At 73.2% G+C, this 15824-nt stretch carries 10 protein-coding genes; 5 read left to right on the forward strand and 5 right to left on the reverse strand.

Annotation, left to right across the window (positions count from 1 at the left end):
* Positions 1-42: 42 nt before the first annotated feature.
* Genes F0Q34_RS09375 through F0Q34_RS09385 form a run of 3 tightly spaced genes read right to left on the reverse strand, consistent with a single transcriptional unit; the run spans position 43 to position 4727 of the window.
* On the reverse strand, positions 43-2769 hold the full coding sequence (locus tag F0Q34_RS09375) for a DUF4159 domain-containing protein (protein ID WP_174242018.1): 2727 nt from the start codon (positions 2767-2769) through the stop codon (positions 43-45).
* A 55-nt stretch (positions 2770-2824) separates the two neighbouring features.
* Positions 2825-3718, reverse strand: coding sequence for a DUF58 domain-containing protein (locus tag F0Q34_RS09380; protein WP_241665409.1), 894 nt, complete (start codon positions 3716-3718; stop codon positions 2825-2827).
* Positions 3711-4727: an AAA family ATPase gene (locus F0Q34_RS09385; protein WP_149811946.1), complete on the reverse strand. Its 1017-nt coding sequence runs from the start codon at positions 4725-4727 to the stop codon at positions 3711-3713. Before F0Q34_RS09385 ends, F0Q34_RS09380 begins: the two co-directional genes overlap by 8 nt.
* 124 nt (positions 4728-4851) lie before the next feature.
* On the opposite strand from F0Q34_RS09385, the gene F0Q34_RS09390 reads away from it, so the two are divergent.
* From F0Q34_RS09390 to F0Q34_RS09400, 3 genes are all read left to right on the forward strand, one after another.
* Positions 4852-5457 carry a DUF1285 domain-containing protein gene (locus F0Q34_RS09390; protein WP_456316241.1) on the forward strand — a complete coding sequence of 202 codons (606 nt, stop codon included), beginning with the start codon at positions 4852-4854 and terminating at the stop codon, positions 5455-5457.
* A complete protein-coding gene (locus F0Q34_RS09395; protein WP_149811948.1) occupies positions 5454-6050 on the forward strand; it encodes an NUDIX hydrolase in 597 nt (198 codons plus the stop codon). Before F0Q34_RS09390 ends, F0Q34_RS09395 begins: the two co-directional genes overlap by 4 nt.
* Before the next feature lie 88 nt (positions 6051-6138).
* Positions 6139-6759: a pyridoxamine 5'-phosphate oxidase family protein gene (locus F0Q34_RS09400; RefSeq protein ID WP_149811949.1), complete on the forward strand. Its 621-nt coding sequence runs from the start codon at positions 6139-6141 to the stop codon at positions 6757-6759.
* A 12-nt stretch (positions 6760-6771) separates the two neighbouring features.
* Here F0Q34_RS09400 and F0Q34_RS21770 read toward each other — a convergent pair whose 3' ends face one another.
* Positions 6772-6921, reverse strand: a complete 150-nt coding sequence (locus tag F0Q34_RS21770) for a hypothetical protein (protein ID WP_161600815.1) — start codon at positions 6919-6921, stop codon at positions 6772-6774.
* Between the two features lie 86 nt (positions 6922-7007).
* Positions 7008-9200 (reverse strand): TonB-dependent siderophore receptor, encoded by a 2193-nt coding sequence (locus tag F0Q34_RS09405; RefSeq protein ID WP_149811950.1) that lies wholly within the window; start codon positions 9198-9200, stop codon positions 7008-7010.
* Between the two features lie 126 nt (positions 9201-9326).
* Here F0Q34_RS09405 and addB point away from each other — a divergent pair, with 126 nt between their 5' ends.
* Both addB and addA read left to right on the forward strand, forming a co-directional pair.
* Positions 9327-12371 (forward strand): double-strand break repair protein AddB, encoded by a 3045-nt coding sequence (gene addB, locus F0Q34_RS09410; RefSeq protein ID WP_149811951.1) that lies wholly within the window; start codon positions 9327-9329, stop codon positions 12369-12371.
* Complete coding sequence (gene addA, locus F0Q34_RS09415) at positions 12368-15820, forward strand: double-strand break repair helicase AddA (protein ID WP_149811952.1); 3453 nt, start codon at positions 12368-12370, stop codon at positions 15818-15820. The genes addB and addA overlap by 4 nt, the downstream gene beginning before the upstream one ends.
* Positions 15821-15824: the final 4 nt, after the last annotated feature.

Raw genomic sequence — 15824 nt, forward strand, 5'->3', positions numbered from 1 at the left:
GTTCGCTCCTTTACGGCCGCGGGCCGGATGCGGGCATGGCGCTCAATTCCCCAGCCTTTCCAGGATGGCCGGAACATGCACCTGGTCGCCCTTGTAGTTGCCGGTCAGCGCGTACATCACGAGGTTGACGCCGAAGCGGTAGGCCAGCGTCCGCTGCCGCGTGCCGCCCGGAATGGCGGCGAAGGGATTGACGCCGCGCCCATCCACCGCCCAGGCGCCGGCCCAGTCATGCCCGCCGATGATGACAGGGCTGACGCTGTCATTCGCCCGGTCCTCGTTGCGCGACACCCAGACCTGGCCGCCGGCGAAGCGGCCGGGCAGCTCGGGCGGCAGCAGGTAGAAGGCGCGGGTCAGCACATGCTCAGGCGAGACCGGCGCCAGGGGCGGGATGTCCAGGCCGCGGGTCAGGCGCTGCAAGGCTTCGCGCGCCCCCGGGGAATAGCCCTCGCCCGAGCCTTCGTCGCGGGTGTCGAACAGGATGATGCCGCCCTGGCGCATATAGACGTTCAGCGCCTCCAGCGCGGCGGCGCCCTGATCCGCAGCCTGCACCGTCACCGCCCAGTAGAGCAGCGGCAGCACGGACAGGTCGTCCTGGCCGGGGCGCACGGCCACCGGCTCGGCCAGGGCGGCCGCGGTGCGGCGGTTGACGTAGTCCGACAGGCCTTGAAGCCCCATGCGGACGGCGTCGTCCACCGCCGGGTCGCCGCTGGCGACATAGCCGATGCGGGTGGCCAGCGGCATGGCGGCCGGGTCGGCGATCTGCGCTTCGGCCGGCGCCGCCAGCCAGAGCAGCGGCAGCAGCGCCGCCACCCGCGCGCCGCGCCCGAGCAGCCCGCGCTGCATCAGGGACAACAGCAGGTCCACCGCCAGCAGCAGCAGCGCCGCGCCGAGCAGCCAGGGCCCGAGGTCCCGCTCCTGCGGCACGCCGCCGATGGCCAGCAGGGCGCTGCCCGGCGGTGGGGCGGCGGCGGCGCGGGGCGGCGGCAGGCTGGCGGACAGGTTCAGCGCCCGCCTTTCCCCGCCTTCGCCCGGCACGCCATACCAGCCGGGCGGGTGGCGCGGGCCGGGCCGGGTCTCGGCCAGGCGGCTGGCGGGGATCGCGGCGGCGCCGCCCGGGGCGGGACCGAGCCGCCCGAAGCCGTCCATCGTCTCGATCGGTGCCAGCGGCGCCTCCCCTTCCGCTCCGGCCACGCCGGAGGACAGCGCCACGACGCGGCGCAACATGTCGATGAACAGCCCGGACAAGGGGAGGTTCGACCATTCGGCATTGGCGGTGACGTGGAACAGCACGATCCGCCCGGCGCCGCGTGCCTCGGCGGTGACCAGCGGCGTGCCGTCCGCCAGCCGCGCCCAGCTGCGGCCGGAGAGCAGCGGCCCCGGCTCCGCCAGCACCTGGGTCACGACCGTGACTTCCTCCGGGGGGACGAGGCCGGCGAAGGGCGAGTTCTCGGCGAAGGGGGCCAGGGTCTGCGGCTGTTCCCAGGACAGGGCGCCACCCAGCTGCCGCTCCCCGGCGCGCAGGCGGACGGGCAGCAGCGGGTCGGGGTTCTCGGCCAGCCGGGGGCCGGCGAAGCGGACCAGCGTGCCTCCGCCCTCCACCCAGCGGGCCAGGGCGTCGCGCTCGGCCCCGTCCGCCACCGGGCGGTCGGCCAACACCATCACCGCCAGCTGGCGGGACAGGAGCTGCTCGATGCTGCCCTGGCGCAGCTCGGCATAGGGGGCCAGGGCGCGGTCCAGGTAGAAGAGCGGCCCGATCAGCGGCGTCACGGCGCCCTGCTCGGACGGGCCGATCAATCCCACCGGGCGGCGGCGGAAACGCTCGTCCAGCAGCACGGCGGCGCCGGCCGTGTCCTCGCCCTCGATCTCCAGCCGGGTCACCTGGTTGCGGATCTCCAGCGGCAGGTCCAGCGAAGCCTCGCCCTGCGTCGCGCCGGCGGCCAGGGGGATGGCGGCGCGGGCCAGGGCGCGGCCATCGCCGGTGCGGGCCAGCACCGCCACCTCCCCCGCCGCCGGGGCGGGGGTCTGGCGCAGGGCGAGGTGCAGCCGGTCCGGCTCGGCGCGCGGCGGCAGCAGCAGGCGGGCGGGGCGCCCCTCGGCCCGCGCCACGGTGAGCGGGCCGGCAGCGGCCAGCGCCTGGGCCAGCGGGGTGAAGCCATCGCCTTCCGCCGCATGCTCCACGCCATCGGCGAGGTAGAGCGCCGAGAAGCCACCGGCATTGTTCTGTCGCCAGGCCTCCAGCGCGGCCAGCGCGGCGGCGCGGTCGGGTGCCCATGGCTTCGGCCGCAGCGCCGCGAGGCGGGGGCGCAGCTCCTCCGCCGGCATCAGAGCGGTGGGGCGGATCGGCTCGGCATTCTCGGGCGGGGCGGTGGCGAGCAGCGCGGCGCGGCGGCCTTCGCGCGCCGCCGCGTCGAGCGCGGCCTGGGCGGCGGCGATGCGGGCGGGCCAGTCGGCGCCCGCCGGCCAGCCATCATCCACCACCACGAGCAGCGGGCCATCCCCCGCCGCCCCGGCCCCCGGCCCCCAGACCGGGCGGGCCAGCCCCAGCACGATCAGCGCCGCCGCCAGGACGCGCAGGACCAGCAGCCACCAGGGCGTGCGGGCCGGGGTTTCCTCGGGCGCCGGCAGGTCGCGCAGCAGGCGCAGCGCCGGAAAGGACTGGCGCCGCGGCGCCGGCGGCGTCACCCGCAGCAGCCACCAGATCAGCGGCAGGGCCGGCAGGGCCAGCAACAGCCAGGGCACCACGAAGCCGACCGGGCCGAAGGTCATCATGCGGAGGCCATCATGCCCTGGAGATCCTCATGCGCTCATCCTGCGGGACATGGTGCTATCCCTTGCCCGGCGCCAGGGCCGTCCACAGCGCCAGCAGCGCCGCCTCGGGCGGGATGTCCGTCCGGTGGGTGGCGAAGCGCCATCCGGCGGCGGCGGCGATCGCCCCCAGCCCGGCACGATGCGCGGCCAGGCGTTCGGCATAAAGCTCCCGCACGCCCTCGACGCGGGGCAGCAGCAGGGGCTGCTCGGCGGCGAGGCCCTCGAAGCGGACGCGGCCGGCATAGGGCAGGGTTTCCTCCGCCGGGTCGAGCACCTGCAGCAGGTGCCCGCGCACGCCGCGCGCCGCCAGGGCGGCGACAACGGCGCGGGTTTCCTCCAGCGGCTGCAGGAAATCGCCGAACAGCACGGCGCGGGCATGGCGCGGCAGGCTGTCATCCGCCGCGGCGGCGGTGTGGCGGCCCAGCGCCTCGGCCAGGGCGGCCATGGCGCCGCGCCCGGCATAGGCGCGCCGGTCGCCAAGCAGCCGCACCCGCTCGCCGCCCCGCAGCAGCAGCGAGGCAAGCGCCAGCAGCAGAAGCTCCGCCCGCTCGCCCTTCTCCGGCCGGCCGGCATCGCCGCGCCAGTGCATGGTGGGGCCGGCGTCGCGCCACAGCGCCACGCTTTGCGCCGCCTCCCATTCGGTTTCGCGCAGAAACAGCCGGTCCGACTTGGCGCTTTGCCGCCAATCGATGCGGTTCACCGAATCGCCCGGCGCATAGGGGCGGAACTGCCAGAAGGCATCGCCCTGCCCGGCGCGGCGGCGGCCATGCACGCCCTGCATCACCGTGGCGGCGACGCGCTCGGCGGCGACCACCAGGGGTGGCAGCCGCCCGGCCAGGGCCTCTGCGCGCAGCGCCGCCCCATGCGGGGAGGCCCCTGGGGAGGATTTCACGGCGCGCGGCTCAGCCAAGGCTGGTCTTCAGCGCGCCGATCACGTCCTGCAGCCTGATCCCATCCGCGCGCGCGGCGAAGTTCAGCGCCATGCGGTGGCGCAGCACCGGATCGGCCAGGGCGATCACATCCTCCACCGAGGGGGCGAGGCGGCCATCCAGCACCGCCCGCGCCCGCGCCGCCAGCATCAGCGCCTGGGCCGCGCGCGGCCCAGGCCCCCAGGCCAGGTGCTGGCGGATCATCGGCAGCCCGGCGGTTTCGGGGCGGGCGCCGCGCACCAGCTTCAGGATGGCGTCCAGCACCTGGGCGGAAACCGGGATGCGGCGGATCAAGGCCTGCGCCGCCACCAGCTCGGCCGCGCTCATGGCGTTCACCGCCCGCGCCTCGGCCGCGCCGGTGGTGGCCAGCAGCATGGCGCGCTCGGCCTCCTCATCCGGATAGGTGACCTCGACCTCCAGCAGGAAGCGGTCGAGCTGCGCCTCGGGCAGCGGATAGGTGCCTTCCTGCTCGATCGGGTTCTGCGTCGCCAGGACATGGAAGGGGCTGGGCAGCGGGTGCGCCTGGCCGGCGATCGCCACCTTCTTCTCCTGCATGGCCTGCAACAGCGCCGACTGGGTGCGGGGCGAGGCGCGGTTGATCTCGTCCGCCATCAGCAGTTGGCAGAACACCGGCCCCTTGATGAAGCGGAAGGCGCGGCGGCCATCGGCTCCCTCCTCCAGCACCTCGGAGCCCAGGATGTCGGCCGGCATCAGGTCCGGGGTGAACTGGACGCGGCTTTCATCCAGGCCCAGCACGGTGCCCAGCGTTTCCACCAGCTTGGTCTTGCCGAGGCCGGGGACGCCCACCAGCAGCACATGGCCGCCGGACAGGATGGAGATGAGAACCTGCTCCACCACGGCGGGTTGGCCGAAGATCACGCGGCCCACTGCTTCCCGCACCCGGGCCAGGCGGGCGCCCAGCGCCTCCACCTCGGCCAGCAGGACATTGGGAAGGATGTTGGGTTCGCTGTGGTCCACCACTTCAACCATGCCCCTAGGCCTCCTTATATACATGCCGATACATTGGGGGGCGGGCCGATCTGGCCAGTCCGCCAGGGCCTCGCGTATAGCCTGCAAGGGGAAGCCTATGCCCGTCGGGCGTGTGGACGAAGCATTGAAACAATCCGGCAGCAGCCATGGCCCCGGCCGCGCAGGCTGCCTGACCCCAAAGGCGCCGCCCCGAGGGACGGCGCCCAATGGGCGCCCCAAGCATGATTGCGGCGATTTCGACATGCGGATCGCCCGCGACGGCACCTGGCACTACAAGGGCAGCCCGATCGGCCGGAAGGAGCTGGTCTGCCTGTTCTCCTCCGTGCTGCGGCGCGAGCCGGACGGCTCCTACTGGCTGGAAACCCCGGTGGAGCGTGGCCGCATCACGGTGGAGGATGCCCCCTTTGTCGCCGTCGAGGTGTTCTGGCGCCGCTGCGAGGGCCGGCAATGCCTGACCTTCCGCACCAACCTGGATGAAATGGTCACGGCCGACGCCGACCATCCGATCCGCGTCAGCATCGACCACCGCACCCGGCAGCCCAGCCCCTACATCATGGTGCGGCCAGGGCTGGAGGCGCGCATCAACCGCGCCGTCTTCTATGAGCTGGTGGCCCTGGCGGAGACGGAGGTGCTGGGCGGCCGGGAAACCCTGGGCGTCTGGAGCGAGGGCGTGTTCTTTCCGATCGACGAGATGCCGGACGAGTCGTCGATCGGCGCGGCGGCGGAGTGAGCGGGGCCTCCATCTCCCTCGCCGTCACGCTGGATGCGGCGGAGGTGGCCCGGCGCCTCGCCAATCCGGCGCGCCTGCCGGCCGGCAACACGGCCCCGGCCGGCAAGGCCAGCGCCGTGCTGGTGCCGGTGGTGCTTCACCCCGTGCCGACGCTGCTGCTGACCCTGCGCGCCGCTGCCCTGTCCAGCCATGCCGGCCAGGTCGCCTTTCCGGGCGGGCGCATGGACCCGGGGGAAACCCCCGAGCAGACGGCGCTGCGCGAGGCGGCGGAGGAAATCGGTCTCGACCCGCGCCTGCCACGGGTGACAGGGCGGCTGCCCGAACTGGTGACCGGCACGGGCTACCACATCACGCCGGTCCTGGCCCTGCTGGAGCCGCCGCTGAACCTGACGCCCGCCCCGGACGAGGTGGAGCTGGCCTTCGAATACGAGCTGGCCTCGCTGCTCGACCCGGCCCTGCCGGAAACCCGCACCGCCATCTGGAAGGGGGAGCGCCGCTCCTTCGCCGTGTGGCCGCATGCGCGGCATTACATCTGGGGCGCCACGGCCGCCATCATGCATTCCCTGGCGGCCTTGCTGCGGGACGGGAGCTGACACGCAACGGTCACGTCCGCGCCTGTTTCCGGGGCGCGGAAAGCCGGCCTATACTTCCCGGCAGGGAACCGGCGGCAAGGACATCGCCATGGCCATCATCCGCAGCATCGCGGCGCTGGAGGCGATCTACGGACCGCTGAACAGCGTGGGCGAGGCATCCACCGCCAAGGTCGCCGACCGCATCACCCCGGCCTATCGCCGCATGATCGAGGCCGCGCCCTTCCTGGCCCTGGCCACGGTGGGACCGGAAGGGCTGGATTGCTCGCCGCGCGGCGACCGTGGCCAGGTGGCGTTCATCCGGAACGAACGGACCCTTCTGCTGCCGGACCGGCGCGGCAACAACCGCATCGACAGCCTGCGCAACATCATCCGCGACCCGCGCGTGGCGCTGATGTTCCTGATCCCCGGCAGCGGCAATGCCCTGCGCGTCAATGGCGAGGCGGAGATCGACGACGACCCGGCGCTGCGGGAAAGCCTCGCCGTGGAAGGCAAGGCGCCGCGCAGCGTGGTGGTGGTGGCGGTGCGCGAGGTTTACTTCCAATGCGCCCGCGCCATCATCCGCGCGGGATTGTGGGACGCGGCGCGGCAGGTCGCGCCGTCCGCCCTGCCGACGCCGGGGCAGATCCTGGCCGATCTCAGCGCCGGCCGCGTTGGCGGCGACGATTACGACCGGAGCTGGCCGGAGCGTGCCAGCCAGACCATGTGGTGATGCCGCCCCGCCTCAGAAGAAGATGCGCCGCGCCGCCAGCCCGATCATGCCCCAGAGCGGCACGCTCAATCCTAGGCCGATGAACAGCCCCTTCGCGAAGGACGGGCGGGGCCCGCCTGCGGCGAGGCCGCGCGGAAGGGAAGGCAGGGCAGCGTCGCTCATCGGACAGGCTCCGGGGTGGAGCCACGATCCTAGGGCGCAATTCTTAAGAGGGCGTTAGCGCCGCGAAACCCCGCGGCGCCCGCCGGTCACCAGCGATAGGCCAGGCTGCCCAGCACGTTCAGCCGGTTGCCGTAGAAGCAGCCGCTATCGCCGGAGCAGCGCGACACATAGCGCGTGTCGGCGAGGTTGGAGGCGGTGAGGTTGAAGCTCAGCCCCTTCGCCCGCTCGCTGATCTTGCCGAAATCATAGCGCATCGCCGCGTCGAACAGCGTGGTGGAGGGCACCACATTGCCCCCCGCGGTCGCCGTGGTGTTGCCGAGATAGCGCGTGCCGAAGCCCAGAGTCAGGCCGGAAAGCGGGCCGGAGAAGGCGGCGAAGCTGTATTCGCCATACAGCCCGGCATTGGTCTTGGCGACCCCGGCCGGCCGCTCGCCCACCTCGGCGGCGGTGTTGCTGCGGGTGATCTCCGGGTCCAGCAGCGTCACGCTGCCCACCAGGCTGACGCCGCTGCCCAGCTCCGCCACGCCTTCCAGCTCGACGCCGCGCACGCGGATCTCGCCCACCGCCACCTGGTCGAAGGGGTTGTTCGGGTCCGGCGTCAGCGTGTTCTGCTGCGTCAGGTGGAAGGCCGCCAGTTGCACGAAGGAGCGCACGCCCTCCGGCTGGAACTTCACGCCGATCTCGTACTGCTCGCCTTCCAGCGGCTCCCAGCCCTTGGCGACGCCGGTGGTGTCCGTGCCGATCTGCGGCTGGAAGGAGCGCGCATAGCTGGCATAGGGCGCGAGGCCCACATCGGTCAGGTACAGGATGCCGGCGCGCCAGGTGAAGGCCTGGTCGTTCTGCCGGCTGCGCACGCCGCCGGCGTCGCGGTCGTCGATGTCGGAATAAGCCCAATCCTGGCGGATACCGGCGGTGACCACCAGCCGGTCGAAGCGGATCTGGTCCTGCAGGTACAGGCCGTACTGCGTGTTGACCTGGCGGACATTGTCATAGGGCGCGGTCAGCGCCGGGATCGGGCTGCCATAGACCGGCGCGAACAGGTCGAGCGGCGCAGCGTTCGCGAAATACTGCGCGTTGCGGTAGTTCACCTGGCTGTAGTCGAAGCCGCCCAGCAGGGTGTGGCGGATGCCGGCGGTGGTGAACTCGGCCTTCACCTGGTTGTCCACCTGGAAGGTGCCGACATTGATGTTGGCGCGGTAGGCGAAGCGGTTCAGCGAGCGCTGGTCGGCCGCCAGCCCGCCGCCATACACCTGGTCCCAGCGGATCTCGGTTTCGGCGTAGCGCAGGTTCTGCTGCACCGACCAGACATTGTTGAAGCGGTGCGACAGCTCGTAGCCGACACCCCACTGGGTGCGGTTGAAGCGGTCGAAATCCTCCTCGCCGGTGAAGCGGTTGCGGGAGATGCGGCCGAACGGCGTGCGCGTCACCGTGCCCTCATAGGGCAGGAACTGGTTCCCCGATGTGCGGTCGCGCTGGTAGTAGCCGAGCACGGTGAGCGAGGTGTTGTCGGTTGGCCGCCACGTCACCGTGGGCGCCACGAAGATGCGGTCATCCTCGACATTGTCCACGGTGGTGTCGGAATCGCGCAAAAGGCCGGTGAAGCCGTAGAGCAGCGAGCCATCCTCGGTCAGCTTGCCGCTGGCGAAGCCCTGGCCCTGCCAGCGATTGTTGCTGCCGGCCATCAGGCGCACCTCGCCCTGCTCGAAATCGGTCGGCCGGCGCTGCACCATGTTCACCAGGCCGCCCGGCGCGATCTGGCCGTACAACACGGAAGTCGGGCCGCGCAGCACCTCGTAGCGCTCCAGCCCATAGGTCTCGAACATCGAGCCGGCATAGCCGGTGTTGTAGCGCAGGCCGTTCAGGAAGATGCCGTTGTCCTGCGCGTTGAAGCCGCGCAGCTGGAACCAGTCGGTGCGGCTGTCGGTGCCGTAATTCTCGCCGCGCACACCCGCGGTGTAGCGCAGCGCCTCGCCCAGCGTCTGGGATTGCCGCGCGTCGATCTGGTCGCGCGGGATGACGGAGATGGATTGCGGGTTCTCGATCAGCGGCGTGTCGGTCTTGGTGCCGGTGATCTGCTGGCTGGCGACATAGCCGCGGATCGGGTCCAGGGCGCGCTCGCCCTGCGCCTCCACGCTGATCTCCGGCAGCACCAGCGCGCCGCCCGCCTCGGGCATGCTGCCGATCCCCTGGGCATGCGCCCGGGTCCATGCGGGCGCGCAGAGCGCGGTGGCGCACAGCAGCAGCGAAGCGCGCCGGAGGGCGCGGGAAGCATGGGGCATGGCTGGGCATCCTGGGAACGGCGAGGCCGTCCGATTAATGCAATTCATTCTCATAGGCAACGAAGAAGGTGGGAACGAAGCGGAAACGCTGGCACGGGCCGGGCGGCCCCGCTATGCTGCGCGCCCATGCGGCTTTACGAGATTCCGGCGCACCAGCCCTTTCTGCCCTGTCTGGCGCGCGGCGTGCTGGGAATGGTCGGCACGGATGACCCGCTGGCCCTCTCCCGCACCACCATCCTGCTGCCGACGCGCCGCGCCGCCCTGGCACTGCGCGAGGCCTTCCTGGAACAGGCCAACGGCCAGACCCTGTTGCTGCCGCGGATGCGGGCCCTGTCCGGCCTGTCCACCGAGGAAGCCGACGAGCTTTCCCTCCCCATCCTGCTCGACCTGCCGCCGGCCGTGGACGCGGCGCGGCGGCAGGCGGCGCTGACCGCGATGGTGCTGCGCCTGCCGGCGCGCTTCGGCGGCCCCAACACGCCGGAACAGGCCTGGGGCCTCGCCGCCGCCCTGGCCGAGCTGATGGATGAAACCGCGCTGGAAGGCTGCGACGACGGCAAGCTGTCCGAGCTGGTGCCGGAGGAATTCGCCACCCACTGGCAGGTGACGCTGACCTTTCTGCGCGGCGTGCTGGATGCCTGGGAAGCGTGGCTGCGGGAACAGGGGCTGATGGATATCGGCCCGCGCCGCGTCGCCGCGTTGAAGGCGCAGGCCGCGTTGTGGCGCGAGACGCCGCCCGAGCATCCGGTGATCGCCGCCGGCATCGGCGCCGGCGGCACCATTCCCGCCGCCGCCGAGCTGCTGCGCGTGGTCGCCCACATGCCGAATGGCGCGGTGGTGATGCATGGCGCGGGGGAGGTCACCTCCTCGCAGCTCTGGGAAGCCATCGAGGAAAGCCCGACCCATCCGCTGGCCGGGCAGGTGCGGCTGTTGTCCGCCATGGACGCGACGCCGGACGACCTGGTCCTGTGGCCCGGCCTCGGCGCCGAGGACCCGGCGCTGCACCGCCGGGCCGAGCTGCTGTGCTGCTCGCTGCGCCCGGCGCATGGCATCGAGGCCTGGCTGAAGCGCCGCCCGGAATTCTGGCAGCCGGCGCTTCAGGGCCTATCGCTGATCGAGGCGCCGGATGTGCAGGCCGAGGCCGTGGCCATCGCCCTGCTGCTGCGGGAGGCGCTGGAAACCCCCGGCGCCCGCGCCGCACTGATCACCCCCGACCGCGAGCTGGGCCGCCGCGTCGCCGCCGAGCTGACCCGGCATGGTGTGCTGGCCGATGATTCCGCCGGCCAGCCGCTGGGCGAAACGCCGACCGGCGCCTTTCTGCGCCTGATGGCCCAGGCGGTGGCCGAGGGCTTCGCGCCCGTGCCGCTGCTGGCCCTGTTGAAGCATCCTCTGGCCGCCGGCGGCATGGCCCGGCAGGACTGGATGGAGGCGGTGCGCCTGCTGGAGCGGCGCGCCCTGCGCGGCCCCCGCCCCGCCCCCGGCCTGCCCGGCCTGCGCGCCCGCGCCGCCGAGGCCTTCCGCCGCGAGCGCGACGCCGCCCTGCTGGCCCGCGTCAACGCCCTGCTTGATGCGCTGGACACGGCGCTGGACGGCTTCGCCGAGCTGCCGGACAGCCCGGCGCGGCCGCCCGCCGACCTGCTCGCCTGCCACCTGGCCGCCGCCGAGCGCCTGGCGTCCACCGACAGCCGCCCCGGCGGCATGCGCCTTTACGCCGGGGAGGAAGGCGAGCCGCTGGCCGTGCACCTCGCCAACCTGCCGCCGGCGCTGCGCGAATTGCCGCCCATGGGCGGCGCCGGCTGGCCCGCGCTGTTTGACGCGCTGCTGGCCGGCCCCGCCGCGCCCAGCGTGCGCATGAGCCGCGGCAAGGAAGGCGGTCGGCATCCGCGCATCGCCATCCTCGGCCTGCTGGAAGCGCGGCTGCAGGATTTCGACCTCGCCGTGCTGGGCAGCCTGGAGGAAGGCGTCTGGCCGCAGGCCACCGATCCGGGGCCCTGGATGAGCCGGCCGATGCGCAAGGATTTCGGCCTGCCGGAGCCCGAGGCGCGCATTGGCCGCGTCGCCGCCGATTTCATGCTGGCCGCTTCCTCCGCCCCGTGCGTGGTGCTGTCCCGCGCGCGCAAGCGGGCGGGCGCGCCCACCGTTCCTTCGCGCTGGCTGACGCGGCTGGAAACCTTTCTGGCCGGGCAATGGGACCCGCGCCGCAACACGCCGGGCAGCGGCCTGTCCCTGCCGCGCAGCCCGGCGACCCTCTGGGCCTCGCGGCTCGACATGCCGGACGCGGTGCGCCCCTGCCCCCGCCCCGCCCCCGCCCCGCCGCCCGAGGCCCGCCCGCGCGAGATCAGCGTCACCGAGGTCGCCGAGCTGATGGCCGACCCTTACGGCTTCTACGCCCGCCGCGTGCTGAAGCTGAGCCCCTTCGACCCGCTCGACGCCGAGGTCGGCGCCGCCGATTACGGCCAGCTGGTGCATGACGCCATGGCGCGCTGGACGCAGCGGCTGGACGGAACGCCCGGCGGCTGGCCCGGCACCGCGCTCGCCCGCGAATGGTTCGACGAGGCGGCCGAGGAAGCCCTGGCCGAGGCCGCCGCCCGCCCCGGCCTGCTGGCCTTCTGGCGCCCGCGCCTGCGCCGCATCGGCGGCTTCGTGGTGGCGGAGGAGGACGCCGCGCAATCCGGCGAGCGCATCCGCCGCCGCCATGCCGAGATGCCCGGCCGCCTGTCGATCGCCGGCGGCGCGGTGGACCTCAAGGTGCGCGCCGACCGCATCGACGAGCTGGCCGACGGCACGCTCGCCATCATCGACTACAAGACCGGGACGCCGCCCGGGAACAAGGATGTGGAGGAAGGCCGCGCGCCGCAGATGCCGCTGGAAGCGGCCATCGCGGCGGCCGGCGGCTTCCAGCGGCCCGGCCGCGCCGTGCCCGCGCGCCCGGTTTCCGCCCTGACCTATTGGCGCCTGACCGGCGGCGCCACGCCGGGCGAGGTGAAGCCGGTGAAGGGCGACCCTGGCGCGCTGGCCGCCGATGCGCTGGACAACACCGAAGCGCTGGTGCGCGGCTTCCTGCTGGAGCGCAGGCGCTTCGTGGCGCGGCCGCATCCGCGCCGCACCCCGCAACGCTCCGACCACGACCATCTGGCGCGCGTCGCCGAATGGGGCACGGCGGGCGACGAATGAGCACCACCCTTTCCCCGCGAGCCGCCGCGCAGGACGCGCAGCGCCGCGCATCCGATCCGCTGTTCTCCGCCTGGGTGGGTGCCTCGGCCGGCTCGGGCAAGACCAAGGTGCTGACCGACCGGGTGCTGCGCCTGCTGCTGCGCCCCGGCGCGCGGCCCAACCGCCTGCTGTGCCTCACCTTCACCAAGGCCGCCGCCGCCGAGATGGCGACGCGCCTCGCCCGCCGCCTCGGCGAATGGGCGGTGGCGGAGGAAATGGATCTCGACCGCAGCCTGCTCGCGCTCACCGGCCAGGCGCCGGATGCCGAGCTGCGCCGCCGCGCCCGCGGCCTGTTCGCCGCCGTACTGGACCTGCCGGGCGGCATGCGCATCAACACCATCCACGCCTTCTGCCAATCGCTGCTGCGCGGCTTTCCGCTGGAAGCGGGCCTGCCGCCGCAATTCCGGCTGGTGGAGGAAAGCGATGCCAACGCCATGCTGGCCGAGGCGCGCGAGGCGGCGCTGTCCTCCGGCCGACTGCCGCTCGATGCCATCGAGGCCATGGCCGGCCTCGGCTCCCCGGAGGATTTCGCCGACACGCTGCGCACCCTGGTGGCCGAGCGCGAGAAGCTGGCCGAGGCGATCCGCGCTTCCGGCGGGCTGGCCGGCTGCGACGCCGCGCTGCGCCGCCGCCTTGGCCTGCCGCGCGACGGGCAGGAGGAGGAAGCCCTGCATTCCGCCTGCGCCCGGGTGGACACCGCCATGGTGCGCGCCGCCGGGATGCTGGCCGGCAGCTCCAACGAGAACGACCAGCGGCGCGGCGCGCTGATCCGCGCCTGGGTGGCGCTGCCGGTGGAATCCCGCGTGGCGCGGTGGGAGGACTGGTCGGCGATCTTCCTGACCGCCGAGGGCACCTGCCGCAAATCGCTCGCCACCAAGGGCGGCCTCGGCCGGAACCATCCCGAATGCCAGTCCCTGCTGGCCGAGGAAGCCGAGCGCGTCCGCGAGGTGGAGGAAGCGCGCAAGGCCTGGCGGCTGCACCGCGCGACGCTGGCGCTGCTGGCCCTCGCCCAGCCGGTGCTGGATGGCTACACGGCGCGCAAGAGCCGCATCGGCGCGGTGGATTTCGACGACCTGATCCAGGCTGCGCGCCGCCTGCTGCAGGATCCCGGCAGCGCCTGGGTGCTGTACAAGCTGGATGGCGGGCTCGACCACCTGCTGCTCGACGAGGCGCAGGACAGCAATTCCGCGCAATGGGACATCGCCGCGCGGCTGGCGGAGGAGTTCTTCGCCGGCCAGGGCACGCGCGAGGACGGCACGCAGCGCACCATCTTCGCCGTGGGGGACGAGAAGCAGTCGATCTACAGCTTCCAGGGCGCCGACGCCGCCGGCTTCGCGCGCTGGGAACAGCATTTCGCCCAGGCCGTGGCCGAGGCGGAGGCGCAGTTCACCTCGGTGCCGCTGAACGTGTCCTTCCGCTCCACCGCGCCCGTGCTGGCGCTGGTGGACGCGGTGTTCTCCGACGGCGCGGCGCGGCGCGGCGTGATCGGCGGGGACGGCATCCTGGCGCACCGCGCCGACCGCGAGGGCGAGGCCGGCCTGGTGGAGATCTGGCCGCCCCTCGCCCCGCCCGACAAGGCGGAGCTGGAACCCTGGCAGGTGCCGGACGAGCCGGTGGCCGAGGCCAACGCCATGGCGCTGCTGGCCGAATCGCTGGCCGCCCGCATTGCCCGCATGATCCGCGAGGAACGCCTCCCCGCGCGCGGCGACCGGCCGATCCGCCCGGGTGACATCCTGGTGCTGCTGCGCCGCCGCACGGCGTTCTCGGCGTTGCTGGTGCGCGCCCTGAAGGCGCGCGGCGTGCCGGTGGGTGGGCTCGACCGGCTGCGGCTGATCGAGCAGATCGCGGTGCAGGACCTGCTGGCATTGTGCGACGTGCTGCTGCTGCCGGAGGACGATTTGCAACTCGCCGCCGTGCTGAAAAGCCCGCTTTGCGGCGTCGATGAGGCGGAGCTGTTCACCCTTTCCACCACGCGCGGCGCCAAGCCGCTGTGGTGGCGGGTGATGGCCCAGCGCGGCAGCGACACCGCCGCGGGCCGCGCCGCCGAATGGCTGGCCGACCTGTCCGACCGTGCCGACCTCGCCACGCCGCACACCATCCTGGCCGAGGTGCTGGGCGAGCATGGCGGGCGGGCGCGCATGCTGGAACGGCTCGGCCCCGACGCCGCCGACCCGTTGGACGAGGTGCTGAACGCCGCGCTGACCTTCGAGGCGCGCTACCCGCCCTCGCTGCAGGGCTTCGTCCATTGGCTGCGGCGCGGCGGCGCCGAGGTGAAGCGGGAAGCGGAATCCGGCGTCGACGCGGTGCGGCTGATGACCGCCCATGGCGCCAAGGGCCTCCAGGCGCCGGTGGTGATCCTGCCCGATGTGGGCAGCGGCCGCGGCGAGAAGCCGTTGCGCTGGGACGAGGCGGTGTCGCCCGCCCTGCCGCTCTGGGCGCCGCGCTCGCGCAAGGATTTCTTCGCCCCCGCCTGGAACACGCTGATGGAGCGCGACGGCGCGGCGCGCGACGCGGAGGAGAACCGGCTGCTCTACGTCGCCCTGACCCGCGCCGAGGACCGGCTGCTGGTTTGCGCCTGGGGCGAGCCGAAGCCGGGCTCCTGGTACGACCTGGTGGCGCAGGGCTTCACCCGCCTGGAGGGCGCCCGGGAAGCGCCGTTCGAGCCGGCCTCGTTCAACGCCCCGCCGCTCGCCAGCTTCAGCGGCCCCCTGCGCTGGCTGGACAGCCCGCAATCCGCCGCGCCGCGCTCCGATGCCCCGCATGTGGCGGGGGATGTCCATGGGCCCTTGCCGGAATGGATCGGCCGCCCCGCGCCGCCGGAAAGCGAGGCGCTGATGCTTTCCCCTTCCGCCCTGCCGGGCGAGGAGCAGACGCCCACCGCCGCGCCACATGGCCGCAACGACCCGACCGGTGAGCGGTTCCGCCGTGGCCGGCTGATCCACGCCCTGTTGCAGCACCTGCCCGACACGCCCGATGCCGAGCGGGAAGCGGTGGCGCTGCGCTTCCTGTCGCGCCCGGGCCATGGCCTGCCGCGCGCCGAACAGGAGGCCACGGCGCGCGAGGTGCTGTCGCTGATGCGCCATCCCAGCCTCGCGGACGCCTTCGGCCCGGACTCCCTGGCGGAGGCGCCGATCGCCGGCCGGCTGGCCGGGCACCCGCTGGCCGGGCAGGTGGACCGCATGCTGATCCAGCCGGACCGCGTGGTGGTGCTGGACTACAAGACCAACCGCCCGCCGCCGGAGGATGTGGCGCAGGTCGATCCGCTCTACCTGCGGCAGATGGCGGCCTATCGCGGGTTGTTGCGGCAGGTGTTCCCGGAGCGTCGGGTGGAATGCTGGCTGCTCTGGACCTGGGCCGGGCGGGTGATGGAACTGCCCGACGCGGTGCTGGACCGCCACGCCCCGCGCTGAACGC

Origin of the sequence: Teichococcus oryzae, from assembly GCF_008386565.1 — a bacterium.
Taxonomy (GTDB): domain Bacteria; phylum Pseudomonadota; class Alphaproteobacteria; order Acetobacterales; family Acetobacteraceae; genus Pseudoroseomonas; species Pseudoroseomonas oryzae.